Origin of the sequence: Psychromonas sp. B3M02 (assembly GCF_003318165.1) — a bacterium.
In the GTDB taxonomy this organism is placed as follows: domain Bacteria; phylum Pseudomonadota; class Gammaproteobacteria; order Enterobacterales; family Psychromonadaceae; genus Psychromonas.
Window position 1 is genome coordinate 1 of record NZ_QOCB01000138.1, and the last position, 17,660, is coordinate 17,660.

At 38.5% G+C, this 17,660-nt stretch carries 14 protein-coding genes; 13 read left to right on the top strand and 1 reads right to left on the bottom strand.

What is annotated here, in order from left to right:
* The 7 genes from DS885_RS15275 to DS885_RS15305 form a co-directional block, all read left to right on the top strand.
* The coding region (locus tag DS885_RS15275) for a VCBS domain-containing protein (RefSeq protein WP_113820276.1) at positions 1 to 3,665 on the top strand (3,665 nt) is incomplete at its 5' end.
* Positions 3,666 to 3,780: 115 nt separating this feature from the next.
* Positions 3,781 to 5,961 (top strand): type I secretion system permease/ATPase, encoded by a 2,181-nt coding sequence (locus DS885_RS15280; protein ID WP_113820277.1) that lies wholly within the window; start codon positions 3,781 to 3,783, stop codon positions 5,959 to 5,961.
* Positions 5,961 to 7,334, top strand: coding sequence for an HlyD family type I secretion periplasmic adaptor subunit (locus DS885_RS15285; protein ID WP_113820278.1), 1,374 nt, complete (start codon positions 5,961 to 5,963; stop codon positions 7,332 to 7,334). Before DS885_RS15280 ends, DS885_RS15285 begins: the two co-directional genes overlap by 1 nt.
* A gap of 25 nt (positions 7,335 to 7,359) precedes the next feature.
* Positions 7,360 to 8,766: a TolC family outer membrane protein gene (locus DS885_RS15290; RefSeq protein WP_113820279.1), complete on the top strand. Its 1,407-nt coding sequence runs from the start codon at positions 7,360 to 7,362 to the stop codon at positions 8,764 to 8,766.
* Positions 8,753 to 9,355 carry an OmpA family protein gene (locus tag DS885_RS15295; protein ID WP_113820280.1) on the top strand — a complete coding sequence of 201 codons (603 nt, stop codon included), beginning with the start codon at positions 8,753 to 8,755 and terminating at the stop codon, positions 9,353 to 9,355. The genes DS885_RS15290 and DS885_RS15295 overlap by 14 nt, the downstream gene beginning before the upstream one ends.
* Entirely contained in the window at positions 9,355 to 10,059 is a 705-nt protein-coding gene (locus DS885_RS15300) for a transglutaminase-like cysteine peptidase (protein ID WP_113820281.1), read from the top strand. The genes DS885_RS15295 and DS885_RS15300 overlap by 1 nt, the downstream gene beginning before the upstream one ends.
* A gap of 7 nt (positions 10,060 to 10,066) precedes the next feature.
* Positions 10,067 to 12,007, top strand: a complete 1,941-nt coding sequence (locus DS885_RS15305) for a bifunctional diguanylate cyclase/phosphodiesterase (protein WP_113820282.1) — start codon at positions 10,067 to 10,069, stop codon at positions 12,005 to 12,007.
* A gap of 74 nt (positions 12,008 to 12,081) precedes the next feature.
* Here the strand turns inward: DS885_RS15305 and msrA are convergent, their stop codons facing one another.
* Positions 12,082 to 12,618 (bottom strand): peptide-methionine (S)-S-oxide reductase MsrA, encoded by a 537-nt coding sequence (gene msrA / locus DS885_RS15310; RefSeq protein ID WP_113820283.1) that lies wholly within the window; start codon positions 12,616 to 12,618, stop codon positions 12,082 to 12,084.
* Between the two features lie 368 nt (positions 12,619 to 12,986).
* On the opposite strand from msrA, the gene nrdR reads away from it, so the two are divergent.
* The 6 genes from nrdR (at position 12,987) to nusB (ending at position 17,622) form a co-directional block, all read left to right on the top strand.
* On the top strand, positions 12,987 to 13,445 hold the full coding sequence (gene nrdR, locus DS885_RS15315) for a transcriptional regulator NrdR (protein ID WP_113820284.1): 459 nt from the start codon (positions 12,987 to 12,989) through the stop codon (positions 13,443 to 13,445).
* A 30-nt stretch (positions 13,446 to 13,475) separates the two neighbouring features.
* Positions 13,476 to 14,615 (top strand): bifunctional diaminohydroxyphosphoribosylaminopyrimidine deaminase/5-amino-6-(5-phosphoribosylamino)uracil reductase RibD, encoded by a 1,140-nt coding sequence (gene ribD / locus DS885_RS15320; protein WP_113820285.1) that lies wholly within the window; start codon positions 13,476 to 13,478, stop codon positions 14,613 to 14,615.
* A gap of 1 nt (position 14,616) precedes the next feature.
* Positions 14,617 to 15,279, top strand: coding sequence for a riboflavin synthase (locus DS885_RS15325; protein WP_113820286.1), 663 nt, complete (start codon positions 14,617 to 14,619; stop codon positions 15,277 to 15,279).
* A gap of 272 nt (positions 15,280 to 15,551) precedes the next feature.
* Positions 15,552 to 16,658: a bifunctional 3,4-dihydroxy-2-butanone-4-phosphate synthase/GTP cyclohydrolase II gene (gene ribBA / locus DS885_RS15330; RefSeq protein ID WP_113820287.1), complete on the top strand. Its 1,107-nt coding sequence runs from the start codon at positions 15,552 to 15,554 to the stop codon at positions 16,656 to 16,658.
* A gap of 62 nt (positions 16,659 to 16,720) precedes the next feature.
* Positions 16,721 to 17,188, top strand: a complete 468-nt coding sequence (gene ribH / locus DS885_RS15335; protein ID WP_113820288.1) for a 6,7-dimethyl-8-ribityllumazine synthase — start codon at positions 16,721 to 16,723, stop codon at positions 17,186 to 17,188.
* A 5-nt stretch (positions 17,189 to 17,193) separates the two neighbouring features.
* A complete protein-coding gene (gene nusB / locus DS885_RS15340) occupies positions 17,194 to 17,622 on the top strand; it encodes a transcription antitermination factor NusB (RefSeq protein ID WP_113820289.1) in 429 nt (142 codons plus the stop codon).
* Positions 17,623 to 17,660: the final 38 nt, after the last annotated feature.

Below are 17,660 nucleotides of genomic sequence, written 5' to 3' on the forward strand. Positions count from 1 at the left end.
TTTCGACGTTTGAAACCTCAGACGAAGACGGCGATGATGTCACGGTGACGATTGATGATACGACTAATTATCAAATTGTGGGTAACACGGTTGTCTTAACCGAGGCCGGTGCAGCGCTTGTGAACAGCGGTGAAGCATTACCTGAATTCACCCTAACGCCTAATGATGGCACGGTGAATGGTGACACTGATTCAGCGACGCCAGCGGTAACCACCGTCAATGATGCGCCAGTCGTAGAAATCATAAAATCTGCAGATTTTGTTGAAGATGCAACTAACAGCGTAGAGGGGGCGACAGTCGCATTATTCACAACATCAGACGAAGATGGCGACACCGTGACGGTGACATTAGATGACACTATTAATTACGCACTTGACGGTAATACAGTCGTCTTAACCGAGGCCGGTGCCGCATTAGTGAATAGCGGCCAGGATTTACCTGCTTATACATTGACGCCAAATGATGGCACAGTAGATGGTGAGCCTGTCAGCGACGATCCAAATGTTACTGCAGTAGATGACCCAACAATTACCAATATAGATTCAGTGATCACTGATGAAGATACTGCTGTGAATATTAATGTGTTAGCTAACGATACAGATGAAGATAGTGACGTATCGCCAGTTGCTTCTGTCACTAATGGGGCTAACGGTACGGTGTCAATCAATGATGATGGCACGGTTACGTACACGCCAGATGCTAACTTTAATGGAACGGATAGCTTTACTTATATCAATGAGGAAGGAACTGAAGAAACGGTTAATGTGACTATTAATGCAGTGAATGATCCTACAGACATATCAGTGGGCGCTTCTGATAGTGATATAGGTGAAGTAACTGAGGATATTGATGTAAGCACGACTCAAACCTTAACTGACTCGGGCACATTAACTTTTTCAGATGTAGATGTTGAAGATAGTGAAAACTTCGCTCCTACCGTTGAGTTCTCACCTGAAAATGACGGTGATACGGCGCTAGGTGAAATTACAATCGATGCTGATGGTAATTGGACTTATGAAGTTGATAATAGTGCTGTTCAATACTTAGGTGAAGGGGAGTCATTAGTTGAAGTATATACAGTGACGTTAAATGGAACGACACATGATATTACCGTTACAATTAATGGTGCAGATGATGCGACCACTATAGAGCCAGAAGGCACTAGTGAAGCCCTTGCTAAAGTTATTGAGGATTATAATGTCAACTCGGAGGATTTATTAACTGCAAGTGGTAACTTAGAGTTTGGTGATCTGGATGACACAGATCGTGAGAATTTTGAGCCTGAAATCAGTTTTACAAGTTCGACGTCAAGTTTGGGGAAATTAGGTGATATATCATTAGATGATAACGGTAGTTGGAGTTATAGCGTTGATAATGCATTAGTTCAGCATCTAGATGAAGGTGAAGAGATCACTGAAACCTATACTGTGACCTTAAATGGTACCGTAGAAACGATTACCATTCTTATTATTGGTGCTGAGGATCAGACTGAAATCATTGTTGATAGTAGTGTCGGCGATAGTGCAGAGGGCGATGTCTCTGAAAATAGCGCAGATACTTCTGCTACTTTAACTGATTCAGGAAAAGTTACCTTCATCGATGTTGATGATACAGATAGAAGTAGTTTTGCACCAACAGTGGCTTTTGCTTCTTCAACAGCCGGTGCTAATGCACTTGGTTCATTAACTATTGATGTAGATGGTAACTGGACATATGAAGTAGATAATGCCGATATTGCATATCTAGATTCAGATGAGAGCATAGTTGAAACCTTTACTGTCACGTTGAATGGTGAAACACAGGATATCTCAGTTACTGTTAATGGTGCTGATACTGTTATCGCTGTGGATGATGCGGAAGCGCCAAGTACTGGCTTGACAGGGCAGTATTGGGGTTATGACCAAAGTGCTGAAGGTCAAAATACAACCAATTTGGAGGTTGTAAAAGCCTATATTGAAGCAAACCCAGTTGCTGATATTTCCTTTATATCAACGGAGCTTGATTATGAAAATACAACTGGTGTAGTCAATCAACAGTCTGGTCTTGCTGATAATGTTAATGATGAAGGTGTGCCAGAAAACCTTATATCATTCCTGAATAATGATGCAGATTCCATTGTGACTATCAATGGAGGATCATCAAGCACAGCGACCGATGCTATTATAGACTTAACAGGTAACTTATATGTTGAAGAAGCAGGCGTATATACCATTGATGTTGTTCATGATGATGGCTTTGAACTTTTAATCGATGGTGAGGCGGTGATTGGTTTTGATGCGATTACAGCAAGTATTCAAACCAGTGTATCTTTGACGTTGGCGGAAGGCCTACATTCCATTGAGATTATCTATTGGGATCAAGCTGGTGATTATGAGTTGACTCTTAATATGAGTTTAGTAAATGGAGAGAATATATGGGTTGCCGAAAACTTATCACACGCTGATGGTGCCAGTGTGGACACAGGTAGCTCTGTTGAATTAGATTTATTATCAAATGATATTGGTGATGGTCTTGCTATCAATTCAATTAGCGACCCTGAGAATGGTACTATCACTATTGTTGATGGCGTTGCTACTTATGTACCTGATGATGGTTACACAGGTATCGATTCATTTACTTATGATGTCATTGACGAAAACGGAAATGTATCTAATACGGCCACGGGTTATGTGACTGTCACCCATAGTAGTCCTGATGGAATTATTGATAGTACTGTAGATGAAACAGATTCCACAGATAATAATGAAACTGATATACCTGTTACTACTGTAGAGGGTGAAAATATTCAAGGTAACAACAGGGGGAATACACTTAATGGGACTGAAGGTGACGACACAATAGATGGTCGTGGAGGCAATGATACCATTTATGGAAATGGTGGTAATGATGATATAAGCGGTGGTCGTGGAAATGACACCATTTATGGTGGTGAAGGAAACGATACAATAGATGGCGGTGATGGCTCTGATGAATTATACGGTGAAGCTGGTAATGATGAGTTAACAGCAGGAGATAACGCTGATAACTTATTAGATGGCGGGACTGGTGACGATACATTAATTGGCGGTAATAATGGTATTAATACACTACTTGGTGGTGAGGGTAATGATACTTTAATCTCTGGTGACAATCGTGTTAATACGCTAAATGGTGGGGATGGTAATGACTCATTATTTGGTGGAGAAAATGCCAGTGATATCCTTATTGGTGGCGCAGGTGATGATATTCTTGATGGCGGTGCTACTGGTGGAGATATCTTGACCGGCGGTACAGGTAGCGATACATTTGTTTGGGATACCTCAGATATTTATGATACTGACGCTATTACCGATTTTAATGTTGCTGAAGGGGACGCTTTAGACTTGAGTGATCTATTACAAGATGAATCAGCAGGTACTTTAAGTAATTATTTTGATATTAGTTTTGATGGAAATGATACTACATTAACGATTTCTTCTACCGAGAATGGTTATGACAATACAACAATCGTGCTTGAAGATACTAAACTTGAAGGAATGAATGATAGTACTACGGGGAACTTATCGGATAATGAAGTTGAAATTGTTATAAACACACTCTATGACGAAGGTGCTCTGATTATTACTGATGATGCAACGACTGATGTGACAAGCTCTACAGCTTCGTTAGATGATCCAACCTTATAGTGGTTTTTTTTGTAAAATTACTACTATAATTAGTCATTTAAATATATTTAATAGGTCAATGATGTAACTACTGTTACAGTAGTTACATTATACCTATTAATAGAAAGGGTTACGTTTGGAACAAAATAATAATAAGCCCCCAAAATGGGCAATAAATGCCTCAACACGTATTGGACATGATCCTTTACTAGACTGCCTAGTCTTATTAAGTGAATATTTCTCTACACCCTGTTCAGCAGAGGCTTTGGCGGCAGGCTTACCTTTAGGTCAACAGCATTTATCACCTGAATTAGTACCTCAGGCTGCTAGCCGAGCTGGGTTAAGTGCGAAGTTAGATAGACGCAGCTTAAATTCAATACCAGGTATGTTACTACCTTGTATTTTAATGCTTAAAAATAAACGAGCTTGTATTCTTCATGAAATAGACTCTCATACCAATGAAGCCAAAGTGTCTTTCCCTGAAACTGGGGGGCAAGAAGTACTTAGTATTGAAGTATTAGAATCTGATTATGTTGGTTATCTTTTCTTAATTAAGCAAAAGTATCATGGAGACCGACATTTTGATGTGCATATCCATGAATCTACAGATAATTGGTTATGGGATAGTATAAAAGAATCTGCTTCCATTTATCGCGATGTCATTATTGCCTCCGTTCTAATTAACATCTTTGCTTTATTATCTCCTCTTTTTGTTATGAATGTTTACGATAAAGTTGTTCCTAACTTAGCGTTCGAAACATTATGGGTACTGGCAATTGGTGCTTTTGCCGCTTATATATTTGATTTTATATTAAAGCAAATCAGGGCCTATTTAATTGATGTGGCAGGAAAAAAGGTTGATGTAGAAATCTCTTCAAAGCTTTTTTCAAAAGTGATAGGCATTCCATTAGAAAAACGATCTTCAAGTGTTGGTGGGATGGCAAGGCAACTTGGTGAGTTCGATAGTGTGCGCGAATTCTTATCCTCAGCGACGATTACGGCACTGGTTGATTTGCCGTTTTCGATTCTATTTATGTTTATTATTTGGTTAGTCGCAGGCGATCTCGTGTATTTTCCTGTGGTCGCTACTTTGTTGATTATCGGTTATAGCTTTATTGTACAATCTCGATTAAAGGTAGCAATTGAAGAAAGTAATAAATTTTCTGGATTACGTCATGGCCACCTTGTAGAAAGTTTATCTTCATTAGAATCGATAAAAGCCAATGGGGCTGAAGGGCTTATTCAACATACTTGGCAACAGATGGTTGGACATACTGCTAAATGGCAGCTAAAAGTTAAAATGATCACTAACTCTGTGTCTAATGTTTCTAGTTTTGTTATCCAAGCATCGGTTATTGCTGTGATCGTTTTAGGTGTTTATCGTGTATCAGAAGGGTTGATTTCGATGGGGGCAATTATTGCTGCTGTCATGCTTTCAAGTAGAGCCATTGGCCCGATGGCAAGAATAGCTGCTTTAATGACTCGATACAATCAAACAATGAGTTCATTGCGTCAAATTGACGGAATAATGGAACAAGAAAGTGAGTTTGAAAATAAAGGGCATTTAGTTAGCCGCAATAAATTAGAAGGTAATATTGAGTGTGAACAGGTTTCTTTCAAATACCCTAACAGTGAAAAAACCGCCTTATATCCATTTTCGTTAAAAATTAAACCAAACGAAAAAGTGGCGATTATTGGACGTAACGGTTCGGGTAAAACAACTTTAGCGAAACTTATCTTAGGCTTATACAAACCTTCCTCTGGTAGTATTCGTTATGATGGGTTACATCAGGAGCAGATCCATCCAAGTGATCTGCGTAGTAATATTGGTTATTTACCACAAGATATCACGCTTTTTCATGGCACCATTAAAGATAATATTCTGTTTGGTACACGACAAGTAACCGAATATCAATTGCTAAGAGCAGCACAATTATCAGGTGTTTGCTTGTTCACCGATTTAGCCTCTGAGGGTTTAGACTTACAAGTTGGAGAGGGCGGGATATCCTTGTCACGAGGACAAAGACAAGCGGTTGCCTTAGCGCGTACTATTCTCAACGATCCGCAAATATTATTGTTAGATGAACCCACTGCAAGTTTAGATGCACGTGCTGAAAAGCAGTTTATCAACTCTATGAAGCAAACCGTTAAAAACCGCAGTATGTTATTAATTACACATAAAATGCATCTTTTACAACTAGTTGACCGTATTATAATTGTAGATAATGGCAAAATTGTTGCTGATGGCGCCAAAGATAGTGTGTTAGAAAAGCTTGCGTCTGGTCAATATGCTGCAGCAACAAAAGGAACTGAATAATGAAAGTTTCTAAACAAGACTTAGAGATGGCTGATGACGTTTACGGGGCAATGCTAACCGAAACACCTACAGCACAACGATTAACTATTTGGGCCTTATTTGCTTTATTTCTATGTTTTTTTGTATGGGCATACTTCGCTAAGTTAGACCGAGTAGTGAGAGGTGATGGTAAAGTTGTGCCTTCCTCGCAGGTACAAGTTATTCAAAGTTTAGATGGTGGTATTCTCCAAGAGTTATATGTGAAAGAAGGGATGGAGGTGACCAAAGGACAGCCCTTAGCGCGAATCGATGATACGCGTTTTCGCTCTGATTTAGCACAACAAAGCCAAGAAGTGGATGCGTTAAGAGCGGATATTATTCGATTACGTGCGGAGTTAAGTAGCATTTTAATTTCAAATGTTGAGGATTGGAGCTTACAAATTCAAATTCAGCAAAAGAAACTAGAGTTCCCTGAAGATATGCAAACTACGGCAGCTGCATTGGTTGAACAGCAACAAGACGAATATATAGGTCGTTTAAATAGCTTAGAAAACCAAGTGGCTATCCAGGCTCAACAAATTAAACAAAGACAACAAGAGATAACCGAGCTGCAATCAAAAATGCGTACATTAAGAAGCAGCCTAAATTTAGCGAATCGTGAATTAAAGTTAACTCGCCCATTAGCGCAAAAAAATATTGTACCTGAAGTTGAATTATTAAAACTAGAAAGGTCGGTCAATGAGTTAAATGGTGAATTACGTGCATTACAAACGCAATTACCGAGAAATGAATCGGCCTTGCAGGAGTCTATTCTTAAACGTCAAGAGCTAGTTTTAGAGTTCCGTAAAGATGCAAGAGCGCAGCTCAACGAAAAGCAGGCCGCGTTATCTAGTATTACGGAAGCACAAGTTGGCGTGCAGGATAAAGTGAGTAAAGCATTAATTACCTCTCCTGTGGTAGGTACAATAAAAACACTACACATCAATACTTTAGGTGGAGTCGTTAAACCAGGTCAGGTATTATTAGAGATAGTGCCAACAGAAGATAAGTTGTTGGTTGAAGCTAAAATTATCCCTAAAGATATTGCCTTTATCCACGTAGGCTTGCCTGCGAGAGTGAAAATTACGGCTTATGATTTTACAAGATATGGCGCATTAGATGGTGTTGTTGAGTTAATTAGTGCCGATACAACACAAGATGAGGAGGGTAATAGCTTCTATATCGTGAGAATTCGTACTACTGAGTCTGCTATCAATAAAAATAATAAAACGGAAATGTCTATTATTCCCGGTATGTTGACCAGTGTCGATGTCATGGTAAGTAAGAGAACCGTACTTGAATATATGTTTAATCCAATTTTAAGAGCCAAAGAATCGGCTTTACGAGAGTATTAAGTTGAGTAAAGGATATGGAGAAAGAATGAAATCATTACAAAATGGAATGACTAAAAAAGCCGTTTTAGTTGCTTTTAGCTCACTGGCATTACTACCGTTTCAAGCTCAAAGTCAATCTTTAGAGCAAGCAGTAGCACATACGTTAGATACTAACCCAGAGATTCATGCCTCATTTACACAGTTTAAAGTAAAAGAGAAGCAGGTTGAGCAAGCTGAAGCAGACTTCTACCCAACACTTGAAGCAACGGGGGGGATTGGTTATGAATATACTGACAGCCCAACCACTAGACGTTACACCGACAGCTTAGATAATACTGAGGAGTTGACAAGACGTGAACTAGGCTTGAGCTTGACTCAAAATGTTTTTAATGGCTTTAAAAGTACTAGTGAAGTTGACCGTACTAGTTATGCAACTAGTGCAGAACAATGGCGCCTGCACTCAATTGCTGAAGATATCAGTTTAGATGTGGTGAATGTGTATATCGACCTAATTGAAGCTGAAAAATTAGTTGCTTTATCAGAGAAGAACTTACAATCGCATATTGATATTTACGACCAGATAAAAGAACGAACCGAGTCAGGTTTCAGCAGTAAAGCTGATTTATCACAAATTAGTGGTCGTTTAGCGCAAGCTGAGTCTAATTTGATTGCGGCTAAAAATAACTATTTAGACAGCAAAACCATGTTTTATAGTGTTGTTGATCAAAGGCCTGAAAATTTAGTGATCCCTTTTCCTGATAGTAGCATGTTGCCAAAAACGCAGGCAGAAGGATTAGCCTTAGCGCTTAAAAATCATCCATCTATTTGGGCATCAACTAATGATATCCAATCTGCAAATGCACAATATAAAAGCGCTAAGTCTACCTTTTACCCTGAATTAAATTTAGAAATCGAAGCTAACTTTAACGATAATATTGATGGGGTTGATGGCTATAACGGCACCAATGATGTTGGCGGTAATAACGACGATGTGGTTGCTATGCTGCGCTTTAGATACAACCTATATAATGGTGGTCGAGATAAAGCTTATGCAAAAGAAACCGCTTATAAAATTAATGAAGCAAAAGCATTAAATATGAAAGCACATCGTGAAGTAAAAGAAGGCTTTCTGCTTTCTTGGGATGCTTATGAATTATTGAACAAACAGAAGCAATATATCAAAATGCACGTTATTGCCGCTAAGGATTCACAAGAAGATTACAAAGAGCAGTTTAAAATTGGTCAACGTAGCTTACTGGATTTATTAGATACAGAAAATGAGCTTTTCCAAGCAAGAAATGACTTCTTGGAAGCGGAATTTGATGAAATTACAGCGCAATACAGAATTTTACATGCGATGGGTATACTGTTAGATTCTTTACGTGTAACACGTCCTGAAGCGTGGAAAGGGGAGCAAGAATTCGATGGTGGAGTATACAATGAAAAAGATTAGTTTATTAGCCGGTGCTTTTTTATTAAGTGGTTGTTCAATTAATGTAATTGATACAGCAAATGTTACCACAGAACAGCTTTATGATTTATCTGATCCTGAAGGTGATGGGGTTATCAATGCGCGAGATAATTGTTTAGATACTCCATTAGGCGCGGCTATTGGCAACGATGGTTGTGGGATGGATGTTATTGAAAAAGTGCGTGTAACATTATTAGTGAATTTCGCTACTGATTCATCAGTTGTTGAAGCTAAATATTTTCCTGAAATACAAAAATTAGCAGCACTGATGAAAGATTATCAGTCGGTGAATGTATCAATTGAAGGGCATACAAGCCTTGTTGGTGGAGCGCAATATAATAAAGCACTTTCTCTAAGACGTGCTGAAGCGGTTAAATCCATTTTAGTGAATAGATACAGTGTTGACCCTGCACGTGTTGAAGCAAAAGGTTATGGCTTCGAGCAACTGTTAGTAGAAGGAAACAGCGATTTTGCTAATGCACAGAATCGTCGAATTGTAGCTGAGATTGCTGGCGGTAAAGAAGTCATTGATATGAAATGGAATATTTATAGTGTTGATGATCGTGAGTAATACGCTTTATAAAAACTAAAAAAGTGTCATTACTCAAAAAGTTCATATTCACTGCGTTGCTTTTATACATAAGTAACCTTTATACCTATGCTAGTAGTTCATTAAGCTTTAACACAAGTAAGTTAATTTCTACGTTGAGTAAAAATTATGGAGAACGCGCAGCACTGCGTGGAAAAGCTTGGTTAAAGCTATTAAACGAACGCTATGACAGTGAGCAGGACAAGTTACTACGCACCAACCGATTTTTTAATCAATTGCGTTTTACAACGGATAAAAAATTATGGGGTGAGAGTAACTATTGGGCAACACCCGTAGAATTTATTGGCGTTAACGCCGGAGATTGTGAAGACTTTGCTTTAGCTAAGTACTTCACTCTATTAGCGATTGGTGTTGATGATGAAAAGCTTCGTATTGTGATGGTTAAGTCACTAACTTTAAACCAATATCACATGGTTGTTGCTTATTATGAAACTCCAACAGCGGAGCCATTAATTTTAGATAACATCGATGGTCGAATAAAAAAATCTAATAACCGAAAAGATTTAGTTCCTATATATAGCTTTAATGGTAAAAAGTTATGGTTAAACAATGAAAAAAGACAAGGCCGTGTCGCAGGAAAACCAAGCAGACTCAAACGATGGAACGATTTAAATATTCGTATGGGCCTTAACAAATTAAAACAACCTGTATTATCAATGGAGTAACATATTTATGACACTGTTTAATCAGATCAACTCTTTACTAGTAGGGCTATTTTTACTAGTAGTAACGAGCTTGATGTATTTTCAGTTTACCGAAACCAAAACGTTTATGGACAGCCAGATCTCCTCTGACTTAAATAACACAACAAATGCATTAACGCTAATGTTGAAACCACACTTAGAGACGGGCGATATTGCATCTGCTGAAACGGTTATCAATGTTATTTTTGAAGGTGGATTTTACAAAAAAGTCAGCCTTACATGGCTTGAAAATGGTAAAAATCAGGTATGGGAAAACCCAGTACAAGCTGACAGTGTGCCAGAGTGGTTCACTAACCTTAATTTATTTGATGTACAAAGTACCGAAAGCACCATTAATAATGGCTGGATACAGTTAGCGACTTTGAAACTGGAGGCTAACCCTGCTATTGGTTACAGCCAATTATGGAAAGTAATGACAGATACACTGATTACATTAGGTGTCTTATTTATCTTATCAGTTATTTTATTACGTTTACGTCTCACAAGAATTCTAGCGCCACTGCACCGTGTGGCTGACCAGGCGAAATTGATTGCCAAACGCGAATTTCAACCTGACTTAGCGATACCAGAAACAATCGAGTTAAAAGAAGTGGTATTAGCGATTAATAGTATGTCTAGACAGTTACAAACGGTTTTTTCTCAGCTTGATAAAGAAGTGGTTTCATTAAAAAATGAAAAATTAACCGATAAAGTATCTCAACTACCAAACCGTTTATATTTGAATGGTCAATTAGGTAGCTGGATGAAAGATCCGGGTTATGGAGGTGTGTTAATTGCTCGATTAGATTGGTTACAAGAGATTGATGATCAGTTTGGCTACCAAGTACGTGATAGCACTATTCAAATTTTAGCAAAAGAGATGCAAGCCTCATTACCTAGTATTGCACCGTGTGTTATTGCGCGTATATCTAGTCGTGAGTTTGTATTTTTAGTGACTAAAGCGTCACCTGAGCAATTAAAAGTGTATTTACAAAATGTTATCCGCATTATTAATCAGGCGATGGTGAGTGCAAATTATAATGAAGAAGATCAGTTTGCTATTGGTGTGGCAGTTAGAGCACAAGGCATGACGGCTTCTCAATTATTAGGTAACGCCGATAATGCATTACAGTCTGCATTAGCGGAAAAAGAAGTTTGCCAATGGTTTGATAACAACGAACAACAAGATACGCAGATAGAGCAATGGCGTGAGCTATTACAAGAGGCAATCGTTAAACGTAACTTCCTATTACAGTGGCACCCAGCATTATCTTTTGCTGATGGTACTGTGATGCAACGTGAGATTTACAGTGGCTTACAAATTGAAGAAAATGTAGTTCGTGCGGCGCAATTTATGCCTTATATTGAACAATTAGAATTAGGTAGTGAGTTTGACCAATCTTTATTAAAAGTGATTGCGGAACACTCAACTATTTTATCGAAACAAGAAAAAGTGGCGATAAACATTACCCAGGATAGTATTTTAGATTTGCATTTCCATGACTGGTTAGGCTTATTTATGAGCCGTCAAAAAAATCCACAACGTTACCATTTTGAGATTCAAGAAAGTACGGTATTAACTTATCCTAAACAGTCTCAGAAATTTACTAATATCGTTAAACAGCAGGGTGGTAAAGTCGGTATTGACCACTATGGTCGAGAAATTGGCTCAGTGGCTTACTTACAAACAATTAAACCTGACTATGTTAAGTTAGATCAATCTTTATCTTGTAACTTGAAAAATGAGATGGAAGTTGATGAATTAACAGAACGTCTAGCATTAAGTCGTGCCGTGATTAACACCGCGCGTGGTTTAGATATTGAAGTGATTATCACAGCTGTAGAGGACCAAGAGCAGTTAGACATGCTGAAGAGTTTACATGCTAACGGATACCAAGGCTTTATTACACCACCAACTTATATTAGCTAACTAACTTCATTATTATCAATATAATAAGCCTCGTACTGTGTACGGGGCTTATTTGTTTATGGCTTGACCTCAACCTACTGTTTTAATAATGCTTGATGCTGTTCTTTAAATTTTTGGAACTTAGGTGCAATAACAGCCATACAATAACCTTGGTTAGGGTTATTAAGGTAGTAATTTTGGTGGTAATCTTCTGCCACAAAAAACTCACAAGCAGGTTCAAGTTGAGTCACAATATCTTGACCAAATAGTTGTTGTTGATTGATTTCGTTGATCATCTGTTCAGCGATTTGTTGTTGCTCACTGCTTTGATAAAATATAACAGTACGATATTGAGTACCGATATCGTTACCTTGTCGATTAACTTGGCTTGCATCGTGCACCGTAAAAAACAGTGTTAATAATTGTGTAAAGTTGATCACTTGATTATCAAAAGTAATTTCAACGACTTCAACATGTTGAGTCTCACCAGTACATACGGCTTTATAGTTTGCATCTGATGCATTGCCGCCTGCGTAACCGGAAACCGCGTTAATAACGCCTTCAATTTGATTAAAAGCAGCTTCTACACACCAGAAGCAACCTCCGCCTACTACCATCTTTTCTTGTGCCATACAGCCTCTCAGGTTATTGATAAATTTATCAAGGGGATAATTACAATAATAACAGTCTATAGTATCGGATAGAGCAAACCAACTACCCGTTGAAAGCTAGGTGACCTTGTACTTTATATGCTCTGTATTCTAACTACATAATATGTACCGAGGCAGATTTAGGTTCTGTTTCCTTTACCAGAAAATAAACGCAGTAAAATAGCGATTCATTATTCGCAGCAAATTACTAAATATTGCCGATAAAAATCCCAAATATTGTGAAATTTATGTTAACTTACTGAGCAATTTTAATCTTTAATATTAGTTGCTTACTTGAGTGTTTAAGCCCCATATAAGTAACTCCCGTTTATTACACAGAGAAATACGCCATGTTTTGTCCTTTTTGCCACGCTCAAGATACCAAGGTGATCGATTCTCGTTTGGTATCTGAAGGTTCACAGGTACGTCGCCGTCGTTTATGTAACGAATGTAATGAGCGTTTTACCACCTTTGAGCTTGCTGAATTAATTATGCCTCGTTTAATAAAATCTGATGGTAGTCGTGAACCTTTTAACGAAGAAAAACTGCTGGCAGGTATTAATATCGCACTAGAGAAAAGGCCGGTCAGCATTGAAGCTGTTGAGAGTGCAGTTAATAAATTAAAGTCCACTTTGCGAGCAACAGGTGAGCGAGAAATTCCAAGTAAGATGGTCGGTGAGTTGGTGATGGATCTTCTAAAAGGGTTAGATAAAATCGCTTACATCCGATTTGCTTCTGTGTATCGTTCTTTTGAAGATATTAAAGAGTTTGGTGAAGAGATCGCCAAACTAGATATTCCAAACAAATAAACAGTTCAATAATTAAAAAAGTATTAATAGATGCCATTTACTGATTCTGATAATAATTTCATGCAACTTGCCTTATCACTTGCTAAAAAAGGCCGCTTCACCACTTCTCCCAACCCTAATGTGGGTTGTGTGATTGTCAAAGATGGAGGAATTGTTGGTGAAGGTTTTCATCAAAAAGCAGGCACTCCACATGCAGAAGTACATGCTTTAGCGATGGCTGGAGCGCAAGCTACTAATGCTACCTGTTATGTGACCTTAGAGCCTTGTGCACATTTTGGTCGCACAGGACCATGCGCATTAGCGTTAGTGAAAGCGGGTGTAAAACGTGTCATTGTTGCTATGGTTGATCCCAACCCTAAAGTAGCTGGTGGTGGTATTCGTATTTTAGAAGAAGCGGGTATACAGGTTGATGTTGGTTTATTAACAGCGGAAGCGGAAGCGTTAAATTTAGGCTTTCTCACGCGAATGAAATATAAGCGTCCACGTATTACAGTAAAAATGGCGTCCAGTTTAGATGGTAAAACCGCCTTAAAAAATGGTCAAAGTAAATGGATAACTGGGCCTTCTGCTCGTGCTGATGTTCAATATTACCGTGCTCAACAAAGTGCTATTTTGACCGGTAATCAAACCGTATTTGCCGATGACCCTAGTCTGAATGTTCGCTATCAAGAGCTATTGAAGAGTACTGATTTTGATTCTGCAATAATGAGTGAAGCTGAATTACGTCAACCAATACGCATTATTTTAGACTCACAGAATAAACTAAGCTTGAACGAAAAACTGTTTGATCTACCTGGCAAGGTATGGATTGTTTCTACTGTGGCGCGTGATTCTGCGGAATTCTCCAGTAAAAAAGCACAAATTGAACAAATTATTGTGCCTGCCAACAGCGATGATCAAGTTGATTTACAAGCCTTATTGATAGCGCTTAATGCTCGCGAAATTAATGACTTATGGGTCGAAGCTGGCGCAACCTTAGCCGGTGAGTTTTTTAAAAAGGATTTGGTAGATGAATTTATTCTTTACCAAGCACCAAAATTACTGGGCGATCAGGGTAGAAACTTAGTAAACTTACCAGAATTTTCCACGATGAACGATATCGTTAAACTGCAATTACATTCAGTTGTAAAAGTAGGTGAGGATATCCGTCTGATTAACCATCGAGAGTAATATGTTTACAGGCATAGTAGCGGCAGTGGGTAAAGTCACTGCAATTAAGAAAAATGAAAAAGATATGACCATTACTGTACATGCTGGAGAGTTAGGCATGGAGGATGTTAAACTGGGTGATAGTATTGCCAATAATGGTGTTTGCTTAACTGTCACACGTTTAACTGAAGACAGCTTTGATGTTGACCTTTCCTATGAAACGCTGAAGTTGAGTGCTTTTTCTGGCATCCAGCCTGGATTCTTAGTGAATTTAGAGAAGGCAATGCAGATGAATGACCGTTTTGGCGGCCATATTGTCAGCGGTCATGTAGACGGTATTGGTGAAGTTACTGCCATTTCTCCTTTAGGTAATGCCGTTGAATATTGGATAAAAGCACCAAGCAATTTAGCTAAATATATTGCTAAAAAAGGATCAATTACCGTTGATGGTATTAGTTTAACCACCAACGATGTAGACGGTGCTCAGTTTAAATTAACTATTATCCCGCACACCATCAGTCAAACGACTATGCAGCAATACCGTGTCGGTAGCCAAGTTAACTTAGAAGTTGATGTGATTGCGCGTTACCTAGAGCGTTTAATGTTAGGTGAGCAAGCCGCACAACCAACTGAAAAACAACAAACAACAATGGAGCTGCTAGCAAAAAGCGGTTTCATGGGTTAATAAAAATTGAATACCAATTACATTAAATAAGTGAACTAAATTTTGCACAGGGAAAGTGACTTAGTTCAAGGCGTAATTTAAGCCTTTCGACGATTAACTTCGTTAATAGTCTATCGGAGAATTAACCAAAAGATGTTAACTCTTTAATAGTTATTCTATTTGCGAAAATCACAACAAAGAAATAAGTTATTTTTACCAGTAAAATAGATCAGTTAATTAGCGTGATTGGTATATGTACCTCTTTTAGTAGTACAAAGCATTAAGGGCAAAAAATGAAGTTGAATACAAGTTCAGAAATTATCGAAGATATTCGCTTAGGTAAAATGGTTATCCTAATGGATGATGAAGATCGCGAGAATGAAGGTGATCTGATCATGGCTGCGGATATGGTGACACCAGAAGCGATTAACTTTATGGCGACACACGGTCGAGGCTTAATCTGTTTAACCCTAACAGAGCAGCGTTGTGAACAACTTAAATTACCATTAATGGTAGAAGATAACACCGCCGCATTCTCAACTAACTTCACTGTTTCTATCGAGGCTGCTGAAGGCGTGACTACTGGTATTTCAGCAGCAGACCGAGCTGTCACTGTATTAGCTGCTATCGCAAAAGATGCAAAACCAACTGATATTGTAATGCCTGGTCATATTTTCCCACTAAAAGCACAAGAAGGTGGTGTATTAACACGTGCAGGACATACTGAAGCGGGTTGTGATTTAGCTCGTCTAGCTGGTCGTGAGCCTGCTGGTGTGATTGTAGAAATTCTAAAAGAAGACGGCAGCATGGCTCGCCGAGCTGATTTAGAGATTTTTGCTGAAAAACATGACATTAAATTAGGTACGGTAGCGGACTTAATTGAATACCGTAACAACAATGAAACAACTATCGAACGTGTTAGCGAGTGTAAATTACCCACTGAGTTTGGTGAATTTGACCTCGTTGCTTACCAAGACACTATTGATAAGCAAGTGCATTTTGCGCTAGTAAATGGTGAAGTAAAAGCGGACGATACGACTAATGTACGTGTTCACTTACAAAATACCTTTGCTGATAACTTCTTCTCAGATCGTTTAGCGCCACGTACATGGCCAATGCATACCGCTTTAGCACGTTTAGCAAAAGATGGCGGTGTATTAGTGATGTTAGGGCACCAAGAAACAGCTGAATCATTAATTGAACAAATTAAATATATCAAGCAAGAAGATGCTGGTGAACGTGTTGCTGCCAAAGCACAAGGCGCTAGCCGTCGTGTTGGTGTAGGCTCGCAAATACTACGTGACCTAGGTGTTCAGAAAATGGCACTATTTAGTTCGCAGAAGAAATATCATGCACTTTCAGGTTTTGGTCTTGAAGTGGTTGAATATATCACTGAATAAACAGTGTCGATATAGAAATAAATTGTGTTAGAATGCACAAAATTTTGTAATAAGGGTAGAAAATGAAAATAATTGAAGGTGGCTTAGCCGCTCCACACGCTAAAATCGCAATCGTGATTTCTCGCTTTAACAGCTTTATTAACGAGCAATTATTAGCTGGTGCCGTTGATACCCTTAAACGAACTGGTCAAATTGCAGATGACAATATCACTGTAGTTCGTGTACCTGGCGCTGTTGAGTTACCACTAACTGCTAAGCGTGTTGCTGCATCTGAAAAATTCGATGCAATCGTGGCATTAGGTTGTGTTATTCGTGGTGGTACACCGCACTTTGAATTAGTGGTTAACGAATGTAATAAAGGGTTAGCACAAGTTTCTTTAGACTACAGTGTACCAGTTGCATTTGGTGTACTTTCTACTGACTCTATCGATCAAGCGATTGAGCGTGCTGGTACTAAAATGGGTAACAAAGGTAATGAAGCTGCTTTAAGTGCGTTAGAAATGGTTAACGTAATGGCGGAATTAGGATAATGGCAATGAAACCAGCTGAACGTCGCCGTGCTCGCCAGTTTGCAGTACAAGCAGTTTACCAATGGCAAATCACTCAAGCAGGTGTAACACAGATTGTAGATCAGTTTGCAGTAGATCAAGATATGTCTAAAGCAGACGTACCTTACTTTAAAGAGCTGTTAATGGGTGTGGTTAAAAACGCTGATGCTTTAGATGATAAATTATCACCGTATCTTTCTCGTAAAATTGACGATGTTGATATGGTTGATCTTGCTGTGTTGCGTTTAGCTATGTTTGAATTGACTTTCCGTACTGATGTACCGCATAAAGTGGTATTAAATGAAGCGATTGAACTAGCAAAAGACTTTGCTACTGACGAGTCATACAAATTTGTAAATGGTGTATTAGACAAAGCACTTCGTAGCTTAAAGTTACGTGAAGATATTGCTAAATAAACACTAATTACATTTTATATTGTTATTGAATCCAGTTA